The sequence below is a fragment of the Rahnella sikkimica genome (genome assembly GCF_002951615.1).
GTDB lineage: Bacteria > Pseudomonadota > Gammaproteobacteria > Enterobacterales > Enterobacteriaceae > Rahnella > Rahnella sikkimica.
On sequence record NZ_CP019062.1, the window covers coordinates 1,535,102 to 1,556,783 of the forward strand.

A 21,682-nucleotide genomic window follows, 5' to 3' on the forward strand; every position below is an offset into this window, starting at 1 on the left:
AAGATGTAATTAATGCAAGCGAATGTGTACTTGCGAGTGGAATAAAATATTTTATTTAAAAAAAAACAGCGGCACAACTGGAATGCTGAAGAAAAAATTAGCACATAGAAATCATATTCATTGAAATGATGAATGTTCCATGATTTAAAAAATATAATATCAATGAATAAATATTTATATTGTTTACACGTCAACGGTTTATTTGCAAATATCACCCCCCCCTTACAATGCTTAATAAATGATATTTATGACAAACCTACCCCTTTCTAACCTGAAAGAGATAACCCTTTCTTCTTTCAAGTCCCGTATTCGTTTTGCTCTAACATGGATGCAAATTTATCTTCAGGCACTTTTGCCGCTTATGTTTTTCTTCACACCTATGGTGCAAGCGCAGGGTCAACCGCAGCCCCCCCTGTCTTCACCCTCGCTTTCGAATTCACCAGCTCAACCCACCTCACCGCCAGCGGATATGAGCACAATTACAGCGCTTTCCCAGGGGCTATCGACGAATACGTCGGGTGGCGTCGTGAATCAGGGAATATCTGAAGCGTCCGGATATGCCTCTTCTGCTGCCAGCCAATGGCTCAGTCAGTTTGGTACGGCCCGAATCAATCTTAATATCGATAACGACGGCAACTGGGACGACAGCTCCTTCGATTTTCTGGCCCCTCTTTATGATAATAAAAAATCTGTACTCTTTACGCAGGTTGGGCTCCGGGCTCCCGACGGAAGAACCACAGGAAATCTCGGTATGGGCATTCGTACCTTCGATGTGAAGGACTGGATGTTTGGCGGCAACGTTTTTCTTGATGATGATTTTACGGGTAAAAACCGCCGGGTCGGCATAGGTGCAGAAGCCTGGACGAATTATCTGAAGCTGGCCACCAATACGTATTTTGGCACCACCGACTGGCACAGCTCCCGCGATTTTGATGATTACAACGAAAAACCGGCTGACGGGTATGATGTCCGTGCAGAAGGCTACCTCCCTGCTTACCCGCAGCTGGGCGCAAAAGTCATGTACGAACAGTATTATGGTGACGATGTAGCCCTGTTCGATAAAGATCACCTGCAAAATAACCCGTCAGCCATAACGCTTGGGGTAAATTATACGCCCGTGTCGTTAGTCACAGTGGGGGTCGATTACAAACGTGGACAAGATTCTATGGATGAAACCACGTTTAGCCTGAATTTCCGCTACACGCTGGGACAATCTCTGGCGTCACAACTGTCGGGAGATGACGTTGCGTTAAGCCGCAGTCTGGCAGGCAGTCGCTACGATCTGGTTGATCGTAACAATGAGATCGTTTTGCAATATAAGAAGAAAGAAACGTCAGCTGCCCTGGCGGATTTGACGTTAACCAGCGTCATAAACAACAGTCCTGCCGATGGCGCTACAACAAACACTCTCACCACGCATGCAATAACCTCTGATGGCAAGTCCGCAGCAGGGGCGGCGATTGTCTGGAGCGTGACCGGCGGCGCAAAACTCAGCGCAACGAACGCTGTGACCGATAAGAACGGAGATGCCTCTGTCAATATTACCGATATCAGCGCAGAGCAGGTCAATGTTACCGCCACCTCCGGATCCATTACCCGTTCAACGGCAAGTTCTTTTGCTCAGTACCTTGCGTCCCTTAATCTCAAAGTGATCAAAAATAACAGTCAGGCAAACGGTACAGAACAAAATACCGGCCAGGTGACAGTAACTGATGCCAGTGGAAAGGTCTTACAGGGCATCGCTTTAACCTGGCAAGTCGACAACAACGCCGTCATCGTCGCCAGCGATAAAACAACAGACAGTCAGGGTCAGGCAACCGTTCAGTTTACAAACAGTAATGCGGGCCCCGTAAAACTCATGGTAACCGCAGAAGGCAAGACGGAATCCGTTGATTCTTCCTTCGTAAGCCAAAATGTCTCAACGATCGGCGTCAGCATGATCGTTAACAACTCTCTGGCTGACGGCACCACCGCCAACGTGGCGCAGGCCAAAGTGACCGATGCATCAGGCAAAGCGATGCCCAACGTCAGTGTCACCTGGGCACTCAGCGGCGGCAGTGCTCTGGTAGCATCCGCAAACCCGGTCATCACCGATGGCAACGGCGTGGCGAAACTGAATCTGACCGATACCTCGCCAGATCAGGCCATTACGGTGACGGGAAGTGTCGGAGGTGTTTCAGGAAACACAACCGCCACTTTCACTGCCGTTCCGGTCGATAAAGTCTCAGTGAGCATGATAACGAATAGCTCACCCGCTGACGGCACCACCGCCAACGTCGCGCAGGCCAAAGTGACCGATGCATCAGGCAAAGCGATGCCCAACGTCAGTGTCACCTGGGCACTCAGCGGCGGCAGTGCTCTGGTAGCATCCGCAAACCCGGTCATCACCGATGGCAACGGCGTGGCGAAACTGAATCTGACTGATACCTCGCCAGATCAGGCCATTACGGTGACGGGAAGTGTCGGAGGTGTTTCAGGAAACACAACCGCCACTTTCACTGCCGTTCCGGTCGATAAAGTCTCAGTGAGCATGATAACGAATAGCTCACCGGCTGACGGCACCACCGCCAACGTGGTGCAGGCCAAAGTGACCGATGCATCAGGCAAAGCGATGCCCAACGTCAGTGTCACCTGGGCACTCAGCGGCGGCAGTGCTCTGGTAGCATCCGCAAACCCGGTCATCACCGATGGCAACGGCGTGGCGAAACTGAATCTGACCGATACCTCGCCAGACAAGACCCTCACGGTTGTTGCTACTGCAGGGCAAAAAAGTGGGCAAACCACAGCAAGTTTTATCGCACCCAAAGTGGCTTCAATTAGCTACACCTCGGCGGGTGTCGGGAGTAAAACAGATCCGGGCATTATTACCGTCCGTGTTGTCGATATCAATGGCAAACCGGTCTCTGGTGCTGGATTAACCTGGGATAACTCCCCAAATCCAATGCTGTACTGCGCTGCGGGAGACGGAGTATCAGACGCTAACGGGGAAGCACAAAAATCGTGCTACGCCTCCGGGGGCAGTATTGAGGGTGAGAAGTTAGTCGTGACGGTTAATCAAGCTTATATTCAGGATCCGAATTCACCTGTCACCATTACCATATTTCGGGATTATGCCCCGCACTGAGATATGACCTTCAGGTGATATAAACTTCAACCTGGGGTTGTGTAACCGCCCCAGGAATTTATATCCACCCGAATTTTTTAGCTGCCCCCGGTTGTCGTAAGCACGTATTCGCCTGCTGCCAGAGAAATCAATCCATCTATTTAACTCTGCCGCACCGAAATTTTCTCAGCACGGCCTCAGAATGAATCGTCTTAACAATGACACTATGTCCACGAAAAAAGAAACGCAGTTAATAATGGCATCCCAATATCCATGCGGACTGTATCATGGCGGCACCTCTTTATTTACATGTGAATGTAACTTTAAAAAAATCATAAAAACTGCGCATCCATAAAAAAAGATGACGAAAAACATCGAAAAGCCGGCCACACTGCATGACACGTTTCATTCTTCAGATTAAAAAATACCATCATCATAAGTATGTTCAAAAGAATGTTTTGAAAATACTTAAAACTTTGTTGATTGAATTTGTTACCTCCCCCTTAGCATTATGATAGATGTAACTTGTTATTAAGACATTTTTTATCACGATTTTATCAACGCCTGACACATGATAATTAAGCGCTGAGTTCTCGGGAAGAATAAGCATCGCGTGTCCTTTAGATACAGCAATAACCATGGACATAATATCCATTTCGCAAGTCTTAAACTGCAAATTAGAATACTTTTCCCGCAAAGCATAAGTTAGCCACTTTTGAATATCTTCAGAAAATTCGCATGCATACATTAAAATGGGAATGTCGGGTAACGAACCATTGACGAGTTCGCCAGTATTCATTTTGGTTGGTAAAAGTAAACACAGATTGCTTTCTGTTATTTTATGCCTGTTTGTATGATCGTTGGAGATATTTCCTCTCAAGGAAAGAAATACTTTCGTGCTGCTGCCGGATAATTCTTTTATACATGACTCATTGACCAACTGCCTTTGACTTGTGAAATTAATCCCTTCTATTTTCATTATTGAAATAATTTGCTTAACGAGGCCTAATGGAAAACTAATGTCAAAAATAAACTGTAATCTTGAAGAAGATAATTCGTTTTTAAGATCACGCTCTATTGCTTTCGACATATCATATAACGGCATTAACTTTCCGTATAACATCCCAGCGATTTCTGTAGGCTCTAGCACATTATAATTCCTGATAAATAACTTTTCTCCTATGGAGTATTCGATATCGCTGATGGTTTTAATTAGCGGAGACCTTGTTATACATAACTCTTCGGCTGCTTTATTAAAATTACCGAATTTCATACAATGAATAAAGTATTTAACTTTTTTTGACATAAACATATCCATGTTCCTTTGCCTTTTAGCATCATTTAAATGTTAATATTTATACAAATCGATAAGTTAAACAATGCCCCGACAAAGGGCAAGGACTGATTTTTTTTTGCCTAACTGTGTGTGAATTTTAGTCATCACTTATAGTTATGTACGATTAGGATGCTATTAATGAGTAAAAATGGTCAACCTAATATGACGCAATATCAATTTACTTATCGGGAGATAAGATGATGAACGACAGCTTTTATGTTGATGTTCTACTGAAAACAAAACAATGGGGGATAATACTTAGTCATTCTCTTGCACTCTTCGAATATCAAAATAACTCTGACTCAAATGTGATGATGGGCGCTTTCTCCGGAGCCGTCGTATTTGTTTTTTCTGCCGTTGAGTTCTCTGTCTGGAAACGTTTTTTTTTGTTTCAGGTCTCATTTTTAGTGGGCGTTATGGCATCAGATCTCACCGCGGAAGTGATTAGCAATATTTTACCTCAGCACTTATTCGTGGGGAAACCGATTGGCGCGATGGTTGCCTCGGCGTCTGCTGTAAGGGTTTTAATGGTATTTACAGCCCGGACTAAAGAACAAAAATCTTTAATAGAACAACTAAAAAAAATAAAGTGGAAATAACTACCTCTGACCTTAAAACCTATTTAACGAACAAAACCCAGTGGGTTCTGAGAACAATACATCATTTCACACCATCGCCTTAGTCACATCTGCCCTGTCGATAGTCGTACACCCCTCCCGAAGAGACACTGGCATATCTGATATAAATCATTGATTATTATCAATTAAAATAAAAAACTTTAAGAAACCAGTCAGATTTAAGGCCGGGCGGGTAAATGGGGGATAAGGCGCGGGGAATATGACAGAATTGTGAAATTAGCAGTCTGGTTATTGTATTTATCCGGATTGCTGGCGTAATGGGGACACCTGTTTTTAGCCACCAGAATCTCTTCATGCAGACAGAAAAACCCGCCGTACTAAATTTCAACGATGAAGTAACCGGTATGATTTACGGCTTCGTTTTTCGCCCCGACAGGCAACCCGAACGCGTTTCTTCCAAACAGGTACAGGAGGCCTATCAGGAGATCTGTCACGAAAAAGGATTTGTCTGGATCCACGTCAATCTCAACCACGCCATGTCCGAAAAGTGGCTGAAGAAACACTTTGCCGTCGGCGAGGTTTTCTTTGAGGAAATCCGCGAAGGGTCGCGCAGTACGCGCATCGAACGGCTTGATGACACCCTGCTCGCCGTGCTCAACGACGTGATTTTTCACCCCAACGAAACCAGCGATGAAACGTCTACGCTGTGGCTCAGTTGCCATCAGCAACTGGTGGTGACGGCGCGGCACAAACCGGTCAGGCTGATCGAGCGTTTGTTTAAGCGGCTGGAAACGCTGAACATTGGTTCACCGACCGCGCTGCTGGTGCATCTGCTGGAAGAACAGGAAGATTTACTGGAACAAATCGTGCGCCGCGCCAATCAGTACGTGGACACCATCGAAGAACGCCTGCTCAGTCATCACGTGAAAAAGAACCGCGCCAATCTGGGGCGGTTGCGGCGGATGCTTTTGCGCTTTCAGCGTTTACTCGCCCCGGAACCGACGGCGCTTTTTCGTCTGCTCAACCGCCCGCCGGGCTGGATTGCGCCCGGCGTGGTGCAGGATTTACGTCAGTTTGCCGAAGAGTTTTCCGTTGTGCTCAATGACCTGATTGCGCTGACCGAACGTATCCGACTGCTTCAGGAAGAGATCACCTCGCGCCAGATGGAACAAAGTAACCGGACGCTCTACGTGCTGACCGTCATTACCGTGCTGGCGTTGCCCATCAATATTGTGGCGGGTTTTTTCGGCATGAACGTGGGGGGAATTCCGCTCGCCAGCAATCACCACGGTTTTATCCTTCTGGTGGTGATTGTCGGGTTATTCACCCTGCTGGCGGGCTGGTACGCGTTTAAGCGCCGCGACGACGGTTAGTTTGCGGCGCGGCGCTTACAGGAAGTCTTTGGCTTTATTAAGCAATGCAGCTTTGGTGATCACGCCCAGCAAGCGGCGTGATTCAGCGTTTTCCAGCACCGGCAGGCGTTCGAGCGGCGAATTGCTGAACATCGCCCAGGCCTGTTCGTAGCTGGCGTGCTGAAAGAGCGTGGTGAATTCCTGTTCAATGAACGGGTCAATTACGCTGTCGGCTTTCAGGCTGCCGTCAATGATCCCGCTGGCAACCACGTTAGTCGGCACCACGCCGAGAAAACGCTCCTCTCTGTCTACCACGTACACATACCGCGTGCGCTGTTTCAGCCCCTCACTCACCACTTGCGAAAGCGTGGCGTCGACGTACATTTTTGAGCACGGCGTAATCAGCGAGGCCACCGTGCTGTATTCAAACGCATTTTTGGCGGCGAAGCGCGCGTTGTGCCGCGCCAGCACCGGATAGGTTCCGCCGACTTTCAGCCGTGATGCGACCACGTAAGAAATAGCCGTCGCCAGCATCAGCGGGAACAACAGCGAACTGTTGAGCGTCATTTCAAACGCCATCATGATCGACATCAGCGGCGCATGGCTGGTTGCCGCCAGCAGCGCGCTCATGCCGATGGCGGCATACAGACCGACCGGACCGGGATCAAACCCCAGCCATTGCAGGAAAGTACACACCAGCGCCCCGCCCGCCGCGCCGATCAGCAGCGACGGCGTAAACAAACCGCCGACCGCACCGGAACCGATGGTGATCGCCGTCGCCACGATTTTCAGCACCAGCAACATCAGCAGCGGCGTCTGTAAATCGCCGTTATTGAGGATTAAATCAATCACTTCAAAACCGTTGCCCAGCACCAGCGGCGAGACCATCGCCACCAGCCCGACGCCCAGACCACCCAGCCCGAGGCGCAGCGCCGGATGGGAAACAGGTTTCATCCATTCACGGACTTTATCGATAGATGAAATGAATAACGGCCCGAGAATGCCCGTCGCCACACCGATAAACAGCACGGTGAAAATCGCGCCAAACGACGGGCTGAACGACACGGAAGAATACAGATAGAGCGGCGCGTAATCGGTCAGGGAACGCACGGTCAGTACCGCCACCGACGCGGAAATGAACAGCGGGATCAGCCGCTGAACGGCGGTCACGCCAAACGCGATTTCAGCCACAAACAACGCACCGGCGAAAGGCGCGTGATACACCGCCGCCAGCCCGCCCGCGGCGGCCATCGCGATAATGTCGGACTGATGCACGCCCTGAAAACGCGAGAAACGCCCGAGTAAACTGCCGCTCAGAGCGGAAAGCTGCACCATCGCGCCTTCGCGTCCGATAGAACCGCCGCTGGCAATACTCGCCAGCGACGACAACCCGCGCAGCAACGTACTGACCACCGGGATCCCCGGTAAACGCTGGTCAATCACATCGAGATAATCCGGCATCTTGCCGTGTTTGCTTTCATGGCGCAGCGCCCACAGCAAAATGAATCCGGCGATCACGCCGCCCGCCGTGGTAATCAGCGGCCAGACTATGCGCGGATATTCGCTGAACGCCTTGGTGATATCGCTGCCGTCGGTAAACATCAGACCGTTGATGCCCGAAATCGCCCCACGAAACGCAATAGTGACCAGCGCGGCGACAATCCCGGCGGGAATGGCAATCAGCAAATTAATCAGGTCGCTCTTTTGCAGGGATTCAAGATTGAGGGCTTTCAGGCTCATAGGGTCTCAGTGGTCTGAACATTGGCGGGGTAAGAGTATCAATTTACAACGAAACGGTGAAATTTTTGGTTTTTACGCGCGTTGCGTTCTGAACGTCAGGATCCAGAGTCCGGTGAATATCTGCCATAACGTGATGGGATAAACGGACATCCGCTCGATAAAACCAGTAGGCAGAAGGTCGAACGAAATCGTCACCATACTGACCAGCCCGAGGCAGCCCAAAATCAGGCTGAAAAGTGAAAACTTCCACCATCCTGTGCTGCGACGTTTCATCCAGCCCGCCGACAGCAAACATACATTGCCGCCCGCAATCGCCAGCACCGCGCCTGCCTGATGGAGCGTCACGCCACCCGTGCTGCCACCGCTGTGGAACAGCGCAATCAGCACGCCGCCAATGCCATGCAGCAGGCCGGAAAAGAGAAATACGTGTCGACCCGCACCGTTAAATATTGGGCGTAACAGCCAGCAGGCCATAAAGAACAGGATCCCTTCCACCGCAAAACCGGCGTTCATCACGTTATGCAGCGGCGAGCAAATATTCCTGCCGTCGGGCGTTATGCCGCACGAGGCAATGCCCAAATCACTGATGTAATTTTGCAGATAAGAATAGACAGGATCGCGCCAGCCCGTGGAACTGATTTTTTCCGCCAGTAAATACAGAATACCGCCGAGGGCAAAACACACCGCGCCGGTTTTTTGCCATATCAGGTTGATTTGCATTGAAGCCTTAAGACTTTCGGGGAATGAGATAATACTAGGACAAAATAACTTCAGGCTTCGCATTTTTAACGCTGAATGGCGCGCTCAAAATCCTGCTGAACGGGGATAACAACCGGTGTTATCCCCTGGCGATCTTATTCCTTCGTCACCGTATCCAGATACAACTGGCTGCCCGCCACGTTCTGGCTTGTGCCTTTCACGTTATCGCGGATGGCCACCAGCAATTTACTTTGCAGCGCCACTACAAACGGCGAGTTCTTTTGCAGTTCGCGTTGTAAATCGGCGTACAGCGCTTTGCGTTTGGTCGGATCCGATTCCGCCGCCGCCGCACGTGTTTGTTTGCTGATTTCCGGGATCACCCACTGAATACGTTGCGCCAGCGTTTTCGGGCCGTTTGGCACGTTATAAGCGAAGGTGCTGGCGTTGGTGTTGGGGTCGAGGTAATCCGCGGCCCAGTAGGTGAAGATCGACTGGAATTTATGCGCACGCATACGGGTCAGCACGTCGCTTTCCACCAGCGGATGCACCACTAAATTGATATCCGCTTTGGCAAAGCTGGCCTGCAAGGCCTGCGCAATATCAGAATACGGCGGCTGGTTGATCACGATTAAATCGATTTTGGTACCCGGTGCAATCCCGCCCTTGCTCAGGATCGCTTTGGCTTTGGCGACATCGTATTTAAACGGCTGATCGTCAATTGCGCCCGCCAGACCGTCCGGCAGGAAGGTCTGATGAATTCCGTACTGGCCTTTCAGCAGGTCAGTAGAAATCCCCTGATAATCCACCAGCCAGCGCGCCGCTTCCCACAGCGCAGGGTTTGCCAGCGCCGGTTGCGTGGTATCGCCGACGTTAAACGCCAGATAGAACACTTTGGCCGCCGGGAACTGTGCGACGTGAACGCCCTTCTCTTTTTGCAGCGAGCTGAACTGGTCAGCGCCCAAATCGTAAGCCACGTCCGCATCGCCATTCACAACCAGCAGACGGCGTGTGGACGGATCGCCCACGTTTTTAAACAGCACATTTTCCAGCTTCGCCAGCGGCCTGGCGTTCGGGTTACGTTTGAGAATCAGCGCTTCGTGCGGTACATAGCTGCGGACTTCAAATGCGCCGCTGCCTGCTGAACGTGAACGCAGCCAGCTGTTACCGAAATCGTTCTGATCGACGTGCTCTTTCAGCAGTTTGCTGTCCACAATGCCTGCGACCGGCGCGGAAAGAATGCTCAGCACCAGCCCGCTGCCGATATCGGCCGGCCAGCTGAGCTGGACTTTATCGTCAGCGATTTTTTTCAGATTGCCTTCAACGTTTTCCGGCGTCCAGCCCAGTTCACCAAGAATAAACGACGGACTTTTATTGAGTTTCACCACGCGGGTAAACGAATAAATCACATCGTCGGCCGTCACCGGATTGCCGCTGGCAAATTTCTGGCCCGGTTTGAGGGTGAAGATCAGACTGTGCGCGTCCGGCCCCGGCTGCCAGCTCGCAGCGGCGTCCGGGTCGAGCTTATCGGGATGCTGCCGGTCAGACTGCACCAGTTGCTGATAAAGGTTAACCAGATTGCCGGAACTGACGGTTTCAAAACTTTCCGCCGGATCGAGGCTGATAATGCCTTCAAGCGAACCCGCGACGACCAGCGTATCTTTTGGCGTCGCCGCATCCACGCGGGTCACGGCCATCATCAGCAGGAATAACAGGGAAGGAACACGTACTTTCATTGAGGTCGATCTCCACAGGTGAAAAGACAGTTTTTTTTCGAGTGTAGAGGTGCAGCAGCAAGGCCAGAACCATGAAATAAAGCTATGTATTTTAATAAAATAGATTAAGAAGACTTAAACAGACTTGATGAGAAAAAACAGCAGGACGGATTTTGCTCCTTCCCCTCTCACGAGGGGAAGGCCGGGATGGGGTGTTGGTTATAGCTGCTCAGTTGCCTGCTAAACCCCCTCCCGACCTCCCCCTTCGCAGGGGGAGGAGCAAGGCGGCTCAGTGTTGATCTGAAAAATGACCTTATGCCGACGCCCACGGTTTTGAATTTGACCTTGAATTTAAACAAGCACGGCGGCTCAAGCTTCAGCTCAACACGTACCCTTTCGCCATATGCACCGCGCGATCACACATATGATCAATCACATCCGCATCGTGGCTCACCAGAATCATGGTCAGATCGCTGGTCGCTTTCAGGTCATTCAGAAGGTTGAGAATTTCCGCCTGTACCGACATATCCAGCGCGGAGGTCGGTTCATCGAGCAACAGCAGTTTGGGTTTGAGCAAAAGCGCGCGAACAATCGCCACGCGCTGGCGCTGGCCGCCGGAAAGCTGGTGCGGATAGCGGTTCATCATCGCCGGATCCAGCCCGACCTGACGGAAACCTTCGGCAATTTTCTGTTCGATATCCTGCTCTTTGAGGATTTTCAACGGCTCCGCCAGTGTGCGCAGCAACTTGTGTTTCGGGTGCAGCGAGGCATACGGATCCTGAAACACCATCTGCACGTCGCGGCGCAGGCTACCGGTAAACGGTTTGCCCGGTTTCACGTTGTGATCCAGCAGCGTCAGGCTGCCGTCCCAGGTTCCGTTCAGCCCGGCGAGCACCCACAATAATGAGGATTTACCGCAACCTGACGGCCCGACCAGACCGAAACATTCGCCTTTGTTGATCGTCAGGCTGACGTTATGCACCACGGTACGGACGTCGTGGCCCTGACGGTGCGAAACGCTCAGTTTGTCCAGTTTCGCAACGATTTCACTCATGGCGAGGCTCCTTTTTCAGTGACGCCAGCAGTGCGCGATCCAGCACCGGCAGGCGCTCTCCGTGCGTAAACTTGCTCGGACGGCATGACCACAGCGTGTGCGTGTACGGATGCGTGGCCTGCGCCAGCTGGTCTGCCGGCAGTTCATCCAGCAACTCGCCTTTGTACATCACCAGTACACGCTCGCAATAGTGTGCAACCTGTTGCAGGTCGTGGCTGATCAGAATCAGTCCCATGTTGCGCTGTTCCACCAGCCGTTCAATCAGCCCGAGCACCTGTTCGCGCATGTCGAAATCCAGCGCGGACGTAGGTTCGTCGGCAATCAGCCATTGCGGATCGTTGATCAGCGCAATCGCCAGCATCACGCGCTGCCCCATCCCGCCGGAAAGCTGATGCGGATATTGCTGTTGCAGGAAAGCCGGATTTGGCAGGCCGACGGCGTTGAGCATATCGGCGACTTTTTCCTGCCGCTCTTTGCGGCCCAGACGCGTGTGCAGACGCAGCGGTTCTTCCACCTGTTTGCCGATTTTCTGCGTCGGATTCAGCGCGTGTTTCGGATCCTGCATCACCATCGACACGCGGTTGCCGCGTAGCTTGCTCCACTCGCGTTCTTTCAGCCGGGTCAGATCGTGTTCGCCCAGCGTCAGCTGTGAGGCGCGCAGTTCGCACGGGTGTGGCAGTAAACCCATCAAAGCACGCGCAGTGAGGGATTTACCGGAACCCGATTCTCCCACCAGCGCCACACGTTCCTGCCCGACGCTCAGGGAAAGCGATTTCACCAGCTCGAGCGGGCGTTCACCCGGCAGATAAATGGTGAGATCTTTCGCCGTCAGCCGGTCGGTGTGCTGCGTTTTTTGATGATTGTGTTGCTGATGAAGCGTTTGAGCATCAGTTGCCATGTCGTGGATCCATTTTGTCACGCAGGCCGTCGCCCAGCAGGTTGAAAGCCAGGCTGGCAAACAGAATTGCGCCACCGGGCGCAGCCGCTACCCACCACTGGTCGAAAATCACTTTACTGCCTTCGGCAACCATCGAGCCCCATTCGGCAGTCGGTGGCTGAATGCCCATGCCAAGGAAACCCAGACCGGCAGACGCCAGAATGATGCCGCCGAGGCTGAGCGCCGCACGCACGACCGCGCTGGGCAGACACAGCGGCAGAATATGGCCGAACATCAGGCGCAAACCGCCGATGCCCTGCATTCTCGCCGCCGCCAGATAATCACTGCGGCGCAGCGCCAGCGTTTCCGCCCGCGCCTGACGCGCAAACGGCGGCCAGCTGGTAAAGGCCAGCGCCAGCGCGCCGTTCATCAGCCCCGGCCCCATAATAGCAACCAGCGCCAGCGCCATGACCAGACTCGGCAATGACATTACGATGTCGGTCAGACGCATCAGAATACGCTCGTACCAGCCGCCGATATAACCGGCGCTGATGCCGATGAGAAGCCCCACCGGAATGGTCAGGATCAGGATCAGCGACACCAGCAGCAGCGTCGGACGCGCGCCGTAAATCACACGGGAAAGCAGGTCGCGGCCAAAGCCGTCCGTGCCCAGCCAGTGCGCGCCGGACGGCGGCAGCAGGCGTAATTCGATGTGCTGAATATTCGGGTCAAACGGCGCAAGCAGCGGGGCGAGCAGCGCGGTCAGCACCAGAATCGCCACCAGCACCAGGCCGATGGAGAGCGCGGTGATGCGGCGCGCGGGCTTCCAGACGTTCGTCTCGGCCTCAACCTGCGTCGGTTGTTCGGGGATCATGTGTTGTGTCATAAGCTAAAACTACCGGGTTCGCGGATCGAGCAAATAAGTTAGGGCATCAGCCAGCGCATTGAGCAGCACGAAACAGGTGCCGATCAGCAATGTTGCGCCGAGAATGGCCGGGGTATCCGCCGCAAACAGCGCAGTGGTCAGGTAACGTCCGACGCCCGGCCAGGCAAACACCGTTTCCGTCAGTACCGCCCCTTCCAGCAGGCTGGCGTAAGACAAGGTGAGCACGGTAATCAGCGTGCCCAGCACGTTCGGGAAGACGTGGCACAGCAATACGCGCACCCTGCCCGCACCTTTTGAGCGCGCCAGAATCACGTATTCTTTGTTCATTTCGCCCAGCATGGATGCACGCAAAAGACGCGTAATTCCCGCCATCGACAGCATCGCCAGCACCGTCACCGGTAACCATAAATGGCTGATCGCGTTGTAGAACATGTCACGGTCGCCGGACAACCAGGTATCAATCAGCACAAAACCGGTGCGCGGCGTCATGGTGTACATGTACAAATCGTCGAGCCGTCCGGGGCCGCCCGCCCAGTGCAGCACGGCGTAAAACAGCAGCAGGCCGAGCAAACTTAACCAGAAAATCGGCACGGAATAGCCGAGCAGCGAGACGAGCCGGGCGATGTTGTCCAGCCAGCTTCCGGGTTTCCACACCGCCAGCAGCGCCAGCAAAATCCCCAGCGTGCCGCCCAGTAAAATGGAACAGGTCGCCAGTTCTACCGTCGCCGGAAACGTGCGCATCAAATCGCTGGCGACCGGCTGAGCAGTGATACGGGAAATCCCCATATCCCCATGCGCGAGGTGATCCAGATATCTGGCGAACTGCACGGGAACCGACTGATCCAGCCCCAGATCGCGCCGCACCTGCGCGTAGGTGGCTTCACTGGCGTGATCGCCCGCTACCTGCAACGTCGGGTCTATCGGGGCAAGATGGGAAAGCGTAAAGGTGAACGCCAGTAAACCGAGCAACGTCAGCGCCAGCGAAATCACGCCGGTCAGCAAACGGCCTGACCAGCGCCAACCCTGCCGGACGAATCCGGCGGGCGTTGAACTGTCTGTCATTACTTAGTGACCTTGCTGTAGAAGACCATGTCCGGGTTGATGCCCTGAACATATCCTTTAATGTTGTCACGCACGGCAATCAGGCTTTTGGCCTGCAAACCGACGACAAACGGTGAGTTTTTCTGCACTTCAAGTTGCAGCTGACGGTAATCCGCCACGCGTTTCGCCTGATCCGGCTCTGCAATAGCGGCCAGCGTCAGTTTGTTCAGCGCAGGAATTGACCAGTTGGCACGCCATGCCAGCGTTTTGCTGCCGTCTTCCGGGTTAAACGCAAACGCAGAGGCGTTGGTGTTCGGGTCAAAGTAATCCGGGCCCCACGAAGACATGTACGCGTCGTAATCGTGTGATTTCACTTTGGTGGAGATCTGCTGGCTTAAACCCGGATCCAGTTTCACGGTCACGCCGCCCTGTGCAAAGCTGGCCTGCAAGGCCTGCGCGATGTCCAGATACGGTGGCTGGTTCGACGTGGAGAGCGTGAAGCTGACGTTTGTCAGGCCCGCTTTGGCCAGAATCGCTTTGGCTTTGGCCGGATCATAGGTGTACGGCGTGTCATTCACCGCGCCCAGATAGCCTTCAGGCAGGAAGGCCTGATGCACCTGGAACTGATTTTTCATCAGATCATGCGCGATGTGGTTGTAGTCGAACAGGTAACGCGCCGCTTCCCAGAAGGCCGGGTTGCCCAGCGCCGGAGAGGCTTTGGCGTTGAATTGCAGGAAATACAGTGACGCATAAGGCACCGCCAGCGGCTTCACGCCTTTTTTGCCTTCGAGCGCCGCCATCTGGTCGGAACCGAGATTACGCGCAATATCCGCATCGCCCTGCTCAATCAGCAGACGACGTGCAGCCGGATCCGGCACGTTTTTAATCAGAATGGTTTTCAGCTTCGGCGCGCCTTCCGGTGAGGTCGGGTTCGCGGAAAGAATCACCACTTCATGCGGGATATAGTTACGGATCTGGTACGGACCGGAACCGGCAGAATGGTTGCTCAGCCACTGATGGCCCAGATCGTCAGCGGTGGCATTGGCTTTCACCAGTTTGCTGTCAACGATGGAAGACACCGGTGCAGACAGCAGACTCAGCACGAATGACGGGCTGACATCGGCGCTCCAGCTGATTTTGACGTGATGATCATCAATTTTGGTCAGGAAAGTATCGACGTTTTTGTCGGTCCATCCCAGTTGCGTCAGAATGAACGACGGCTCGAGGTTCAGTTTCACCACGCGCGACAGCGAGAAAATCACGTCATCCGCGCTCAGCGGATTACCGCTGGCGAAAACGGCTTTCGGAGACAACGTGAACGTCAGGCTGCGGTTATCTTTGCCCGCTTCCCAGGAGGTCGCCAGCGTCGGTTTTAAATCGATAGGATTTTTCGGGTCTGACTGCACCAGACGCTGATAAAGGTTGTTGAACGCCTGAACCGTCGTCAGCTCAAAACCCTGCGCCGGGTCAAAGCTGGAGGTGTCATCAATGGATTGCGCGATAACCAGGGTATCCGGCGGCGTCGCAGCCTGCACAGAGAAAGTAGCCGCAATAGCCGTAAACAGGACGGACGGTAATAAAGCTTTCATCAAGACAGACTCTCCAAAGTAGCGAAATTGCTAACGTTGCATCAGTGTAAAGTTTCTTCAAGCTACCAGAAAGTCTGATAAATACTATCGTTATGCATATTTTGCATAACGTTATCTGTTAGGTTATTAAAGCGCCGGAACGGGGGCTGGCGGGGAATGTTACTGGACAAAAAGCGTTAAAATACTCCCTTTGTGTGTATGGGTAAGGAAGAAGGGTAAAATCAGAGGTTACCAGGGAGAGGGTTGCAGAAAAGACGCAAAAAAAAGGCTGCGCAGTGCAGCCCGTCGTCATGTATTGGTTTTTTAACTCAGGCCGGGGACATCAAAACCGGGTGAAACCGACAGCAGCATTCTGACCTGTTTAACCAGTTCACTCATGCAGTCGTCGCGCATACCGTAATTGTTCAGCTCTTTTTCCAGGGCAAACAGATATTGCGCGTTGGTCCCGAGCGGCCCGCTGGCCTGGGCAATCAGCGGCGCGATGACCTGATAATCGGTATCGGCTTCATACTGCGGATGCGACGGATCCATGATAAACACCAGCGCGGTGACTTTGCGGCCATCATCGAGATCAAGCCCGCACCACGTCGGGCGATAGCAGCCGGTCACCATTTCGCGTTTCCACAGCAGCTCAAGTTCTTCATGCAGTTTTTCTTCCGGCAGACGGAATGCCAGACCGGTGGTCCTGCCACCGTCACGCAGCGCCAGCATACGCCCCGGCTGCGCATGAGTGCCGCGCCCGGATGTCAGACGTAAACAGAATGCGCGGTGATAGCCGTGCAACGTGGCTGGATGCGCCTCATCGGAATCAAAGACCGGGTTCCACATCAGGGAACCGTAGCCGAAAATCCACACCGGACTGTTGTCAGGGCGTCGCGCCAGAGTACAACTCAGGGAGGCAGCGCGCTGTTCAGGGGTCAGTAGCATCGATTCATCGATACTGCCGAATGCTGTCTTACAATCTGCGTTACGCAGGAAATCTCGAGTTAACATTCATTCCCCCTTCTGTACCCCTTACTTTTGAACATGCCATGCTGTTAACGCTGTGTTCTCCGCTGTCGTGGGTGCGAGTTATTCGTATTATCGGACGATCCCGGTGCTAACCTGAGGCCGCCAGCCAAATTATTAGGAAGTTTAGTATTCCCGTGCTTACTGGAACCTTATTCGTTTCTGTCGTTGCAATCAAGGTTGCGGGTGATCACAAAACGAAAATAAAGTGATTATTTTGTGAACATTGTAAGAATGTTGACTTTTTGAGGTGTCATTTTTCCTGATCGACCTTTTTTATGCGGGTCATGTCGTACAGGTTCAGGTTCGTCACGATGATTGTGCGCGCATCTGCGGACAATCATCCGTCTGACTGCTACGCTCTGGGGGTCCTGCCGGATAAAACGGCATTTTTCAGTTCTTCAGGGTAAAAAACGCAAAAAATCACGTCCCAACCCTGCAGAGATGGCGATGATTTACATAAACTGACGCATTACTGCCATTAAACACATAACTTAATTTAATTTACTGTTATTTATGATATTAATTTTTTAACAATCAAAATTAAGTAAAGAAAAAAACCCAGTTAATGCAAATTATCCCTCTACAAACACTAACTCAATGAACTTTCAATGACTAACATCAATTATTTTCTGTTAACAGATTAATTTATCTACTATACTTAATGAGTTACATTTTTATGCTGCTATGCATTTTACTGACAACCGGGGACAGGCGGTTGTTACTTCGTGAGCGTTTATAAGGAGAATAATCATCATGGTGTCTTCACAGGAACATCCTAAAACCAAAACCCGCCATCAGGAATACTCCCTGATTTTCCCGATTGCCGCCCTGATTGTTCTCATCTTCTGGGGCAACAGCAGTAACTTCGCCTCCGTTATTGGTATCAATTTAATCGCGCTGGTCGGTATTCTCGCCAGCGCCTTCAGCGTCGTGCGTCACGCCGACGTACTGGCACACCGCCTCGGCGAACCCTACGGTTCTCTGATCCTCAGCCTTTCAGTGGTCATCCTCGAAGTCAGTTTGATTTCGGCCCTGATGGCAACCGGTGACGCCGCGCCCGCGCTGATGCGTGACACATTATTCTCCATCATCATGATCGTTACCGCCGGTCTGGTGGGTGTCGCCCTGCTGCTTGGCGGGCGTAAATTTGCGACGCAATACGTCAATCTCGGCGGCATCAAACAGTATCTGATGGCGATTTTCCCGCTGGCGGTGATCGTACTGGTTCTGCCTGCGGCCTTACCGGGCGGCAACTTCAGTACGCCACAGGCGCTGTTTGTCGCGGTGATTTCCGCCGCCATGTACGGCGTTTTCCTGCTGATTCAGACCAAAACGCACCAGAGCCTGTTTATCTACGAACACGAAGATGAAGGCGAAGAAGACGGCCACGGAAAGCCTTCTTCTAAAAGCAATCTGACGCACACGTTGTGGCTGCTGGTCCATCTGGTGCTGGTGATTGCCGTCACCAAATTCAACGCGAATCCGCTGGAAAGCCTGCTGACCGAACTGAACGCGCCTGCACAGTTCACCGGTTTCCTGGTGGCGCTGCTGATTTTGTCCCCTGAAGGGTTGGGCGCGTTAAAAGCGGTGCTGAAAAATCAGGTACAGCGCGCGATGAATCTGTTCTTCGGTTCGGTGCTGGCGACCATTTCCCTGACCGTTCCGGCGGTTACGGTGATCGCCACCCTGACGGGTCAGAACTTAATTTTCGGGCTGGATCCGGCAAACATCGTAGTCATGCTGGCGGTGCTGATTTTGTGCCAGATTTCCTTCTCGACGGGGCGTACCAATGTGCTTAACGGCACAGCGCACCTGGCGTTATTCTGCGCGTATATGATGATTATTATGTTGTAGACAGACATCATTGCAGGAAACACCCATAAGAAAGGCCGCTCACAGGAGCGGCCTTTATCATTTTACGATGTTGCGATGTAAAGGTTATTTACGAATAAGCATTCAGCGTTCTCTGGCACAACTCAGAGCGGACGCAGTCCTGTTTACCAAACTTAATGATGCCGACCATCTCGTCTTCCTCGAAGCGCGAGAGTGCATCGCTGAGCCCCGATACAACTCCACGTGGTAAATCACACTGGGTAATATCACCGTTAACTATAACCGTCACGTTTTCACCGAGACGCGTCAGGAACATTTTCATCTGACTGGCCGTGACATTCTGAGCTTCATCCAGAATAACCACCGCATTTTCGAAAGTACGCCCGCGCATATAAGCGAATGGCGCAATTTCAACCTTCCCTATTTCCGGCCGCAAACAATATTGCAGGAAAGAAGACCCGAGACGACGTAACAGAATGTCGTAGACCGGACGGAAATATGGTGCAAATTTCTCTGAAATATCGCCGGGCAGGAAACCGAGATCTTCATCGGCTTGCAATACCGGACGGGTAACAATAATCCTGTCGATTTCTTTGTGAATTAATGCCTCTGCCGCTTTCGCAGCGCTGATAAATGTTTTGCCGCAACCGGCTTCACCCGTGGCAAAAATTAGCTGCTTATTCTCTATGGCTGATAAGTAATGACCCTGAGCTTCGGTACGGGCTTCGATGGCGGACGAGTCGCGGGTGTCGCGAGCCATGCCAATCGATTCCAAACCGCCCATCTGTACTAATGACGTCACAGATTCTTCCTCGCGCTGGCGGTGACTGCGTGAATCGCTACGAATGACGCGTTTGGCTTCACGGCGAGCTTTGATCACTGCTTTCTGTCTTCCCATAGTGGCACCTTACAGTTTGATTCACTTAACGCTAAGGCATTATGCCCGCACGGTTATGTTTCACTAACAAATGAGGTTTTGGTCTCCTTTTAGACCAAGTACAGCCATTGAATATCGTGAAGAGGAAAATAGACCAAAGCGATTAAGAGATAATCTCTTGGCTGCTTTCTGTTCACAAGGAGGCATTGTCATATCAGTTGAAAATAAACCTGTCGATAATGACAAACCGCTGACCCGCACAGTGAAATTGCCAGAATAAAAGCCATTGCGTTTCGCAGTTGTTTTAAAAGGGATGAAAGAGTCAGTTAAAGAACAGGGTTGTTGTAGCGTGGATGATAACTTCAGTAAAAATCGGTAGGAATACGCTGAAAAAATTTGGCTTGATATTGGAGAGTCGGAGGCCTTGCCCTCGTTTGCTTTTACGCGACAACAACGAGTCAGTGGGTGAAGCATGTTATTTTCATTCAACAGCCCAAACATGGACTTTACCATTCGCGCTCCCCGCAGTGTTATTAACGGCAGTTGCCGGACACCTCGTGAAAACTGATACCGTACCGCTTTAAAACTACCGCCAGTTAATTTCAGTATAATGACAGCTGAAACATTTGCGTTACCAAAATGTAAAAAAATTTGTGACTGGCGTCAATAGGATCAGGAGGATCTTTTTCAGATCCTCTCTCTGTTTATTTTTTATCCGTGATTTTGTTGCATAAAGTCAGGGAGGCGACCGACCCGCTGACGGCAAAAAGGATCGGAATTAAGAAGTCATGATCCACCCGCGTGAACTCCATAATCAGCACAATGGCGGTAATGGGCATTTTCATTGATGACGCCAGAAATGCCGCCGCGCCAATAATGGCAAATGCGCCCAGTGACGTTCCCGGCCAGTAAATATTCCACAGCGCCCCCAAAATACAGGCCAGCAATGCGCCGTTGGATAATCCTGGCGTCAGCAACCCGCCCTGCGCACCGGCGCGTAATGTGCTCCAGGTAATCACCAGTTTCCCGATCAGCACGGTGGCGGCCAGCGCCACGGTAATCTGATTATCAAAACTCAGCTGCGCCGGGCCTTTGCCGTTGCCCAGCAATTGCGGCAGCCAGCCCGCCAGAATGCCGATAAACGCAAAATTGAGCAGGTTATAGATAATCAGACGCGCATCGCGCGGAGCCTGCGCTTTCGCCCGGTTGGTCATCCGCGTAAATCCGTAGGCGGCAACGCCAAACACCGGCCCCATGACCGCTGACCAGACCAGCAAGGCGGGCGTAGTGTTCAGCTGCATCAGGTGATATTGCGATTCGTTACCCAGCCCTGCCCACGCCACCAGCGCGGCAATAGAAGATGTCGCGATCGCAGGCAGCAACAGCGGCCAGCGGAATGCGCCGAGTAACACTTCCAGCACAAACACCGCGCCGCCGAGCGGGACGTTATACACCGCCGCCAGCCCCGCGCCTGCACCGCAGGCAACCATGATTTGCGTTTCGCGCACCGTCAGCCTGAAGCGCAGCGACAGCCAGTTTGCGCTGACCGCACCGATTTCACGCGGCGCGACCTCACGCCCGAGCGGCGAACCGAGCGCCACCGTCATGATTTGCAGCAAGGCATGGATCGTCGTGCTGACAAACGGCATACGCGGGTTATCCGCTTTCACTGCGGCGGCGATGCTCACCAGCGGTTTTCCCCAGCGGTACAGCGCCCACCAGCCTGTACCGGCAATCGCGCCGCAGATAATCAGCACGATAAGCCGCCGGCTGCGCGTCGCCTCGCTGACACCCTGCAAAAAACTTTCACTGCTGATGATAAAATCCGGGCTGTAGCCGAAGGCCAGATGCTGGATGTAGTGCAGGATCAGCGCCAGCATCATGCCGCCAAGACCGGCTAACACGCCGGTACACAATGTCGCGGCCGTCAGCCGCCATAACGGGCTGGAAATTTCGGGATTATTCAACGCTGCTACTCCGCAGTTTGGTCAGAT

At 52.4% G+C, this 21,682-nt stretch carries 17 protein-coding genes; 4 read left to right on the plus strand and 13 right to left on the minus strand.

The features are described from left to right. The first annotated feature begins 469 nt into the window (after positions 1-469). Positions 470-3,124: an inverse autotransporter beta domain-containing protein gene (locus tag BV494_RS06840; protein ID WP_192938093.1), complete on the plus strand. Its 2,655-nt coding sequence runs from the start codon at positions 470-472 to the stop codon at positions 3,122-3,124. Between the two features lie 424 nt (positions 3,125-3,548). Here BV494_RS06840 and BV494_RS06845 read toward each other — a convergent pair whose 3' ends face one another. Then, the gene (locus BV494_RS06845) at positions 3,549-4,409 is read right to left on the minus strand and encodes a LysR family transcriptional regulator (RefSeq protein WP_192938094.1); all 861 of its coding nucleotides are present in this window, start codon (positions 4,407-4,409) and stop codon (positions 3,549-3,551) included. A gap of 227 nt (positions 4,410-4,636) precedes the next feature. Here BV494_RS06845 and BV494_RS06850 point away from each other — a divergent pair, with 227 nt between their 5' ends. Beyond that, positions 4,637-5,038, plus strand: coding sequence for a putative holin (locus tag BV494_RS06850; protein ID WP_104922182.1), 402 nt, complete (start codon positions 4,637-4,639; stop codon positions 5,036-5,038). 332 nt (positions 5,039-5,370) lie between these two features. Continuing rightward, a complete protein-coding gene (locus BV494_RS06855) occupies positions 5,371-6,390 on the plus strand; it encodes a transporter (protein WP_104922183.1) in 1,020 nt (339 codons plus the stop codon). A gap of 15 nt (positions 6,391-6,405) precedes the next feature. Here BV494_RS06855 and BV494_RS06860 read toward each other — a convergent pair whose 3' ends face one another. From BV494_RS06860 to BV494_RS06900, 9 genes are all read right to left on the minus strand, one after another. Then, positions 6,406-8,109 (minus strand): chloride channel protein, encoded by a 1,704-nt coding sequence (locus BV494_RS06860; RefSeq protein ID WP_104922184.1) that lies wholly within the window; start codon positions 8,107-8,109, stop codon positions 6,406-6,408. A 72-nt stretch (positions 8,110-8,181) separates the two neighbouring features. Then, the gene (locus BV494_RS06865; RefSeq protein ID WP_104922185.1) at positions 8,182-8,829 is read right to left on the minus strand and encodes a DUF998 domain-containing protein; all 648 of its coding nucleotides are present in this window, start codon (positions 8,827-8,829) and stop codon (positions 8,182-8,184) included. A 134-nt stretch (positions 8,830-8,963) separates the two neighbouring features. Further along, a complete protein-coding gene (locus tag BV494_RS06870) occupies positions 8,964-10,541 on the minus strand; it encodes an ABC transporter substrate-binding protein (protein WP_104922186.1) in 1,578 nt (525 codons plus the stop codon). A 355-nt stretch (positions 10,542-10,896) separates the two neighbouring features. Beyond that, the gene (locus BV494_RS06875) at positions 10,897-11,574 is read right to left on the minus strand and encodes an ABC transporter ATP-binding protein (protein WP_104922187.1); all 678 of its coding nucleotides are present in this window, start codon (positions 11,572-11,574) and stop codon (positions 10,897-10,899) included. After that, positions 11,567-12,472, minus strand: coding sequence for an ABC transporter ATP-binding protein (locus BV494_RS06880; protein ID WP_226790044.1), 906 nt, complete (start codon positions 12,470-12,472; stop codon positions 11,567-11,569). The genes BV494_RS06875 and BV494_RS06880 overlap by 8 nt, the downstream gene beginning before the upstream one ends. Continuing rightward, positions 12,462-13,325 carry an ABC transporter permease gene (locus BV494_RS06885; protein ID WP_439958380.1) on the minus strand — a complete coding sequence of 288 codons (864 nt, stop codon included), beginning with the start codon at positions 13,323-13,325 and terminating at the stop codon, positions 12,462-12,464. Before BV494_RS06885 ends, BV494_RS06880 begins: the two co-directional genes overlap by 11 nt. 21 nt (positions 13,326-13,346) lie before the next feature. After that, positions 13,347-14,399, minus strand: coding sequence for an ABC transporter permease (locus BV494_RS06890; RefSeq protein WP_104922189.1), 1,053 nt, complete (start codon positions 14,397-14,399; stop codon positions 13,347-13,349). After that, positions 14,399-15,967, minus strand: a complete 1,569-nt coding sequence (locus BV494_RS06895; protein ID WP_104922190.1) for an ABC transporter substrate-binding protein — start codon at positions 15,965-15,967, stop codon at positions 14,399-14,401. The genes BV494_RS06890 and BV494_RS06895 overlap by 1 nt, the downstream gene beginning before the upstream one ends. Before the next feature lie 303 nt (positions 15,968-16,270). Beyond that, on the minus strand, positions 16,271-16,960 hold the full coding sequence (locus BV494_RS06900; RefSeq protein ID WP_104922191.1) for a gamma-glutamylcyclotransferase: 690 nt from the start codon (positions 16,958-16,960) through the stop codon (positions 16,271-16,273). A gap of 771 nt (positions 16,961-17,731) precedes the next feature. Here BV494_RS06900 and chaA point away from each other — a divergent pair. Further along, complete coding sequence (chaA, locus tag BV494_RS06905) at positions 17,732-18,832, plus strand: sodium-potassium/proton antiporter ChaA (protein ID WP_104922192.1); 1,101 nt, start codon at positions 17,732-17,734, stop codon at positions 18,830-18,832. A gap of 88 nt (positions 18,833-18,920) precedes the next feature. Here the strand turns inward: chaA and phoH are convergent, their stop codons facing one another. The 3 genes from phoH to BV494_RS06920 form a co-directional block, all read right to left on the minus strand. Continuing rightward, the gene (gene phoH, locus BV494_RS06910; protein ID WP_104922193.1) at positions 18,921-19,709 is read right to left on the minus strand and encodes a phosphate starvation-inducible protein PhoH; all 789 of its coding nucleotides are present in this window, start codon (positions 19,707-19,709) and stop codon (positions 18,921-18,923) included. 63 nt (positions 19,710-19,772) lie between these two features. Next, on the minus strand, positions 19,773-20,201 hold the full coding sequence (locus BV494_RS06915; RefSeq protein WP_104922194.1) for a hypothetical protein: 429 nt from the start codon (positions 20,199-20,201) through the stop codon (positions 19,773-19,775). Between the two features lie 191 nt (positions 20,202-20,392). Further along, positions 20,393-21,655 (minus strand): chloride channel protein, encoded by a 1,263-nt coding sequence (locus BV494_RS06920; RefSeq protein WP_226790045.1) that lies wholly within the window; start codon positions 21,653-21,655, stop codon positions 20,393-20,395. Positions 21,656-21,682 lie beyond the last annotated feature (27 nt).

Excerpts from the sequence above, each read along its gene's own strand:
- BV494_RS06865 (WP_104922185.1), bottom strand. The coding sequence starts at position 8,829 with ATGCAAATCAACCTGATATGGCAAAAAACCGGCGCGGTGTGTTTTGCC.
- phoH (WP_104922193.1), bottom strand. The coding sequence starts at position 19,709 with ATGGGAAGACAGAAAGCAGTGATCAAAGCTCGCCGTGAAGCCAAACGC.
- BV494_RS06860 (WP_104922184.1), bottom strand. The coding sequence starts at position 8,109 with ATGAGCCTGAAAGCCCTCAATCTTGAATCCCTGCAAAAGAGCGACCTG.
- BV494_RS06870 (WP_104922186.1), bottom strand. The coding sequence starts at position 10,541 with ATGAAAGTACGTGTTCCTTCCCTGTTATTCCTGCTGATGATGGCCGTG.
- BV494_RS06855 (WP_104922183.1), top strand. The coding sequence starts at position 5,371 with ATGCAGACAGAAAAACCCGCCGTACTAAATTTCAACGATGAAGTAACC.
- BV494_RS06915 (WP_104922194.1), bottom strand. The coding sequence starts at position 20,201 with ATGGTAAAGTCCATGTTTGGGCTGTTGAATGAAAATAACATGCTTCAC.
- chaA (WP_104922192.1), top strand. The coding sequence starts at position 17,732 with ATGGTGTCTTCACAGGAACATCCTAAAACCAAAACCCGCCATCAGGAA.
- BV494_RS06885 (WP_439958380.1), bottom strand. The coding sequence starts at position 13,325 with ATGATCCCCGAACAACCGACGCAGGTTGAGGCCGAGACGAACGTCTGG.
- BV494_RS06895 (WP_104922190.1), bottom strand. The coding sequence starts at position 15,967 with ATGAAAGCTTTATTACCGTCCGTCCTGTTTACGGCTATTGCGGCTACT.
- BV494_RS06845 (WP_192938094.1), bottom strand. The coding sequence starts at position 4,409 with ATGTCAAAAAAAGTTAAATACTTTATTCATTGTATGAAATTCGGTAAT.
- BV494_RS06880 (WP_226790044.1), bottom strand. The coding sequence starts at position 12,472 with ATGGCAACTGATGCTCAAACGCTTCATCAGCAACACAATCATCAAAAA.
- BV494_RS06840 (WP_192938093.1), top strand. The coding sequence starts at position 470 with ATGAGCACAATTACAGCGCTTTCCCAGGGGCTATCGACGAATACGTCG.
- BV494_RS06890 (WP_104922189.1), bottom strand. The coding sequence starts at position 14,399 with ATGACAGACAGTTCAACGCCCGCCGGATTCGTCCGGCAGGGTTGGCGC.
- BV494_RS06875 (WP_104922187.1), bottom strand. The coding sequence starts at position 11,574 with ATGAGTGAAATCGTTGCGAAACTGGACAAACTGAGCGTTTCGCACCGT.
- BV494_RS06900 (WP_104922191.1), bottom strand. The coding sequence starts at position 16,960 with ATGTTAACTCGAGATTTCCTGCGTAACGCAGATTGTAAGACAGCATTC.
- BV494_RS06850 (WP_104922182.1), top strand. The coding sequence starts at position 4,637 with ATGATGAACGACAGCTTTTATGTTGATGTTCTACTGAAAACAAAACAA.